The organism is Iodobacter sp. CM08 (assembly GCF_033446605.1).
Lineage (GTDB): Bacteria > Pseudomonadota > Gammaproteobacteria > Burkholderiales > Chitinibacteraceae > Iodobacter.
In genome coordinates, this window is sequence record NZ_JAWQUO010000016.1 from 110,720 (window position 1) to 116,774 (window position 6,055).

At 51.3% G+C, this 6,055-nt stretch carries 4 protein-coding genes; 3 read left to right on the forward strand and 1 reads right to left on the reverse strand.

The window, feature by feature from the left end; translation table 11 throughout:
• Positions 1 to 165 precede the first annotated feature (165 nt).
• The 3 genes from R6242_RS11275 to arfB all read left to right on the forward strand — a co-directional run bounded on the left by R6242_RS11275 (position 166) and on the right by arfB (position 5,614).
• Positions 166 to 1,467: an MFS transporter gene (locus tag R6242_RS11275; RefSeq protein WP_318426815.1), complete on the forward strand. Its 1,302-nt coding sequence runs from the start codon at positions 166 to 168 to the stop codon at positions 1,465 to 1,467.
• A gap of 481 nt (positions 1,468 to 1,948) precedes the next feature.
• Positions 1,949 to 5,203 carry a DNA translocase FtsK gene (locus R6242_RS11280; RefSeq protein WP_318426817.1) on the forward strand — a complete coding sequence of 1,085 codons (3,255 nt, stop codon included), beginning with the start codon at positions 1,949 to 1,951 and terminating at the stop codon, positions 5,201 to 5,203.
• Between the two features lie 3 nt (positions 5,204 to 5,206).
• Positions 5,207 to 5,614 carry an alternative ribosome rescue aminoacyl-tRNA hydrolase ArfB gene (arfB, locus tag R6242_RS11285; RefSeq protein ID WP_318426819.1) on the forward strand — a complete coding sequence of 136 codons (408 nt, stop codon included), beginning with the start codon at positions 5,207 to 5,209 and terminating at the stop codon, positions 5,612 to 5,614.
• A 356-nt stretch (positions 5,615 to 5,970) separates the two neighbouring features.
• Here arfB and R6242_RS11290 read toward each other — a convergent pair.
• Positions 5,971 to 6,055: integrase core domain-containing protein (locus tag R6242_RS11290; RefSeq protein WP_318425489.1), on the reverse strand; the 85-nt coding region annotated here is incomplete at its 5' end.

Genomic DNA, 6,055 nt, shown 5'->3' on the forward strand with positions numbered 1-6,055 from the left:
GCGACTTACGCCCTAAGGGATGACAAAGGGTGATGGCCTGCTGTCAAGATAAAACGCTCTCTATTAAGGCTAAAACACATCCACAACACCGGCCCGTAAAATCATTTGTCATGCACAAGTAAGCTGATAGAATCGCCCTCCCCCTACAACACCGGAGCACGCCGCATGTCTTTCTCCTTAGCTCACAAATGGCATGGTTTGGGTCCTGCTTTTTCATTTCTGTTATTAAACGATATTTTGGCTGTGCTCTCTTTAACCACGGGCAATGTGGCCATCAGCTGGTGGATTGTGACCACGGGCGGTGCCGCTGATTTATCTATTTTTGGAATTAGCGCTGCACTGACTATGCTACTGGCTCTACCTTTATTATCTGCACACGGAGATCGCTTTCCCAAATCACGCATTATGGCTTGGGGCCTACTCGCCGCCGCAATCACTGCGCTGGGGCTGGCCTTGATGGCCAGTCTTGGGTATTACCGGATCTGGCCTATTATTTTGGTTTACTCGATTGATGTAATTGCTTTCTCTATGGTGTTACCTGCAGTAAGCAGCATTGCTGCCGATTTAACTCCGCCGGATCGTCTATCTGACGCGTTAAGCTTACAAAAAAGCGCGCAGTCTTTAGGCCGTTTAGCTGGGCCAGTGGTGGGCGGTGCAATAGTTGCGCTCAGCAATGTAGCCTTTGCGCTATGGGTTTATACCGCTCTGCTATTCATTGCCGCCCTTTCTGCCTTTGCCATTGCACCGATTAAACCCGCCAGCAAGCAAAGCGGCCATTGGAGCGCAGAAGTGCGTGCAGGTCTCACCGCCAAATGGAAAATCCCCATTGATCGCAACTGGACGATTTATGCATTTTTTTGCATGGCATTTCTTTCCCCCGCACTGGGGATGCTGCTCCCGCTAAAGGTTCATTCCCTACATTTGGGCGCTAACTGGCTAGGCGCAACCGAGGCAGCTTTAGGCCTAGGGATGTTGCTCGGGGCATTTTGGGGTGCAGCAAAAGTAATCCACTGGCAAGGACGCTTTAAAGCGTCTTTACTCGCCATTAGCACGGTTGCGCTCTGCCTGATTGGCGTTGCATTAAGCCAACAAGGCTGGATGTTAACCCTAGGGTTTGGCATTACCGGTTTTGTGATGTCGATTAGCCAACTGGTTGGACAAACCCACCGCCAACTGGCCGTTCCGGATCATTTTCGCTCGCGGTTTTCTTCAGTCAATTTCATGGTAATGAATCTTTCCGCCATGCTGGGGCCAGCCATTGCAGGAGCTGCCTTGGGTGTTTTCGAGGTAAGCACCGTCTACGCCGCTTTTGGCTTTGCTTTGCTCTTGGTTTCCATCTCTTTTCCACTCGTTCCTGGGATTCAGCATTTTTTATCCCTAGACCATAACGAAGTAAAAGGCTGGTATGGCAAACAACACCCTGAGCTATTTGGCTTAGCGCCACAAAAACAACAGGAGACAAGCTAGGTATTTTGCAATAAATCTTCTAACCTTACGCAAACCAGAGTCATCATTCCCGCGTTCGAGCCTGCCCCTGAAGGCTTTAGTCAGGCGCGGCAATCCAGTGGCACTGCTGGATTACCGACAAAAGCACTCGGGGATGAGGCTTTTTTAGCCAGCCTAAAATGCAATAGAATATTTGGTTTGCTACTTAGTTACATAAAATGGCTTTTCCCACGAAACATACAAAAATCACGAGTATGTAAAAGTGATACCACTAAAACTAGCGGGCAAGATAAACCTCGACACGTCCCTGCTTGGCGGCCTTTTGGGTGTCATTCGAGCTTTTTGTGGGTAAAAAATCGTTTCTACTCTATTCATTTTCTGTGTGATTTTTGTTGATATAGATATAGCCGCTTAAATTTAGGCTTTTTCTTGATTGGCGATAGGGCCAGAGAAGCGGATAATGCCGACTCTGCCATATATGCCGTTCTGGATTCGTAAAAACATGTCTATTCGATTCATTTCCCGAATCAATCAACTATTGCACACCGCCCGTTTGATCTGGCTTTGCCCTGCTTTTATCTTAATTGTATTGCTTGGGTTTAATCGTCATATCGGCTTGGCCGCTTGGCTTTGCGCTTTTTTTGCTTTAGAACGCACTTGGCAGCCCCAAAAACTATTTAGCATTGAATATCTAGGATTTGCAATTACGCTTTGCACCTTGGCTGCAGGCCAAAGCTTGCTAAACTATTCAGCCATCCTTTCTGCCCTGCTTTTTTCGCTGGGCTTGGGCGTTGGCGTTCCACTTTGGCGGCAAAAACCATGGAGCGATATTCTTGAGCACACAGGGCTAGCGATAGAGCAAGGTTGGCACGCCATAGCAACTGGAATTAAAGCGCAATTTGAACCGCTGCCTGAGCAAGAAGAATCTGAAGAGGCCAACCATGCCAATGAATGGGATGCTTTCGACGACGAAGAAGAACTCGGTGAAAAAACACTGCCGGCTAGCCATCGGGAAACAAGCACGCCACCAGCCGTAAAAGAAGCCATTGTAAGGCCAGCCACTGCGCCAGCGCCCCAGTCTTTGGCCGTTGGCCCTACTATCACAGTGAGCCTTAGCAGCCAACCGCCGATTAAAAGCACTGAATTGTTTCAGCACTTTCGTGCGCCTGCCCAAGCCATAGCACCGGTCACTCAGGCCGCAGCGCTGGAGCCGCACTTTACCCCTACTGCCAGCCATTTTACTGCGCCGTCGCTCGCGGCCATGCCCAAGGCCGCCAGCTTGCCTTTAATCGATTTATCCCAAATAAGGCAGCATCTACAAAACGATCATCGGGTAAAAAGCCATAACGATCGCCCAAGACAAGTAGAGCCAAGCGCACTGCCTTTAATTGAGGCAACCGAGATTCGTCAGCGCTTATCCGCAATTCATGGCAAACCCGCTGAACCAGCGCCGCTACCTAGCCGCAGCCCCAAAGCAGCAGCCCCGCTGAGTAGCAGCCCGCGCTTATTTCAGCTAGAGCCTAAAACGCCTCCCCCTGCGAGCCCAAACCCGCCGATCAGAATTGAGCCTACGCTAGATGAGGCACTACTTAGCCCAATCGGCCTAGATTCCCCCCTCGCCACCGAGGCGGTTATAAGCGATAGCACTGTCGCCACCGTAGCGGATTGGGAGCCAAGCGAAACCATTACACTGCAACCCATCGTTGAGACCGCTACTGCGCCCACCCCTGATCCAGAGTCACGCGCCTTGGCGGCGTTTCTCACCCAAGCGATGACTGAACCCCTTGCCGTGACAAGTACGCCTGCTACTCCTACAGAGCAAACGCCAGTAGCTGAGTTATCGGTCCCGACAGTTAAGCTGGCAGAAGCTATGTTAGCTATTCCTCCAGAAACTCAATTGACAGCGCCAAAGCTAGCCATTAGTCCAGAGTATGAATTGGCCACGCACAAGTTGATGGCAGCAGCAGAGCCAGAAACTACAGCGCACAACGTAGTGCTCACACCAAAACTTGAGCTACCGGCAGCCGTATTAGCCCTTACACCAGAATCTGAATTCAGCGCTTCTTCGTTAAGGATTGCGGCAGAATCTGAATTAACAACGTCTAAGTTTGTAACTACGCCAGAGCATGAATTAGCAGTGCCTAAGTTTGCAACTGCACCAGAGCATGACTTAACAGCAACTAAATTTGCGACTGCACCAGAGCATGAACTCACTTGGTCCAAGCCGCCCACCCCTCAACCGCTCCCCCCTGCCGAGCCCATGCACTACAGCGATGACTTTATGCCATCGCTCAGCTTACTGCATCCGCCAGACCCTGAGATTGAAACCATCAGCCAAGACGATCTCCTAGACCGTGGCATTTTGATTGAAGAAAAACTAGCAGAATTCCGCGTAAAAGCATCGGTACTCGATGCCTACGCGGGCCCCGTCATTACCCGTTACGAGATTGAGCCAGCGATTGGCGTACGCGGCGCGCAAATTGTTAATTTGATGAAAGACTTGGCGCGGGCGCTGGGACTGGTTTCTATCCGCGTAGTGGAAACCATCCCTGGCAAGACCTGCATGGGGCTGGAGCTGCCTAACCCAACACGGCAAATGATCCGCCTTTCCGAGATTCTATCCTCGGATGTTTACCAGCAAAATCAAAGCAAGCTCACCATTGCCCTAGGCAAAGACATTACCGGCGCACCGATTGTGACCGACCTTGCCAAAGCACCGCATATGCTGGTGGCGGGGACCACCGGCTCGGGTAAATCGGTGGGCGTAAACGCCATGATTTTGTCCTTGCTGTATAAAGCCACGCCGGAAGAAGTGCGCTTTATTATGGTCGACCCAAAGATGCTGGAATTATCCGTTTACGACGGCATTCCGCATTTATTAGCCCCTGTCGTCACCGATATGAAACTCGCCGCCAACGCCCTGAACTGGTGTGTGGCCGAGATGGAAAAACGCTATCGCCTCATGAGCACCTTTGGTGTGCGTAATCTAGCAGGCTTTAATCAAAAGCTGAAGGAAGCCGAGCAACGCGGCGAGCGCCTCACCAATCCATTCTCACTGACACCCGATGAGCCAGAAGCGCTAGAGCACCTACCCTTTATTGTGGTGGTAGTGGATGAGTTTGCCGATCTAATGATGGTGGCAGGCAAGAAAATTGAAGAATTAATCGCCCGCCTCGCACAAAAAGCCCGCGCCGCGGGGATTCATTTAATTTTAGCCACCCAACGCCCCTCGGTGGACGTGATTACCGGCCTGATTAAAGCCAATATCCCCACCCGCTTGGCCTTTCAAGTATCTAGCAAGATTGATAGCCGTACCATTTTGGATCAAATGGGCGCAGAAGCCCTGCTAGGCCAAGGCGATATGCTGTTTTTGCCGCCCGGCACCGGCTATCCACAGCGTATTCACGGCGCTTTTGTTGACGATAACGAAGTACACCGTGTAGTCGAGCATTTAAAACAATTTGGCGAGCCACGCTATATCGATGGCATCTTAAATGGTGGTTTTGATGCCGAGGCCAGCGCATCCAATATCAATAACAATAATGAAGGCGGCGAAGCCGATCCCATTTACGATGAAGCCGTGGCGCTGGTGCTAAAAAGCCGCCGCGCTTCTATCTCGGCCGTGCAACGTCAGCTTAGAATTGGCTACAACCGCGCCGCCAGGCTGATCGATCAGATGGAAAACGCCGGCATCGTCAGCCAGATGGAAAGCAATGGCAATCGAACCGTGCTAGCACCGCCAAGCGCCGAGATTTAAGCCATGTTTACCATCCGCTTCGATATTCTAGAGAACGAAATAGAGTTTTCAGCCATCCGTGCCCAAGGCAGTGGCGGGCAGAACGTGAACAAGGTATCGAGCGCGGTGCATCTGCGCTTTGATATCCCAGCATCATCCTTGCCCTCCTTACTCAAGGAGCGGCTATTGGCGCTGGGCGATTCGCGCATCAGCAAAGATGGCGTTATCGTTATCAAGGCACAGCAATATCGCAGCCAAGAACAAAACCGCGCCGACAGCATTCAACGCCTTAACGAGCTAGTCGCCAGCGCCGCCACCATCGCCACACTCCGCAAAGCCACCCGCCCAACGCGCGGCTCACAAACTCGGCGCTTAGATAGCAAAAATAAACGCGGATCGATTAAGGCCTTGCGTGGGAAAGTAAGTGACTAACTGATGTTCCGCAGCCAAAACCCAAATCTTGAAACACAGAGAACACAGAGTTTCACGGAGAAAAGCAGGGCCAATGTAGGCCGCACTCGAAGCGAAGTGCAGTGCAGTGCGCCGTAATACCGTAATACCGTAATACCGTAATTCTTGCATTATTACGGCGCACTGCACTGCTGAACGACAAAATCCTGTCGCACGCAAGGCGATACGCCCTCCCCATTCATATTCACTCCGATCCATCCGGCAACAGCACTCGGGTTGCCCCCTGCCAAAACGCCTGATCCAGCCGCCATTCTTTTTTGAGCTGCGGCTGCTTAGGGGGTAATCCCCCCATTTTTAAGCGCACTTAAAAGTAGAGGTCAGGCATGTAATGCCAGTTTTTGTTTCGGGGTGATACCGCCCAATCCCATATGCGGACGTTCGTTATTGTAAGTCCAAAGCCAT

Excerpts from the sequence above, each read along its gene's own strand:
- R6242_RS11275 (WP_318426815.1), top strand. The coding sequence starts at position 166 with ATGTCTTTCTCCTTAGCTCACAAATGGCATGGTTTGGGTCCTGCTTTT.
- R6242_RS11280 (WP_318426817.1), top strand. The coding sequence starts at position 1,949 with ATGTCTATTCGATTCATTTCCCGAATCAATCAACTATTGCACACCGCC.
- arfB (WP_318426819.1), top strand. The coding sequence starts at position 5,207 with ATGTTTACCATCCGCTTCGATATTCTAGAGAACGAAATAGAGTTTTCA.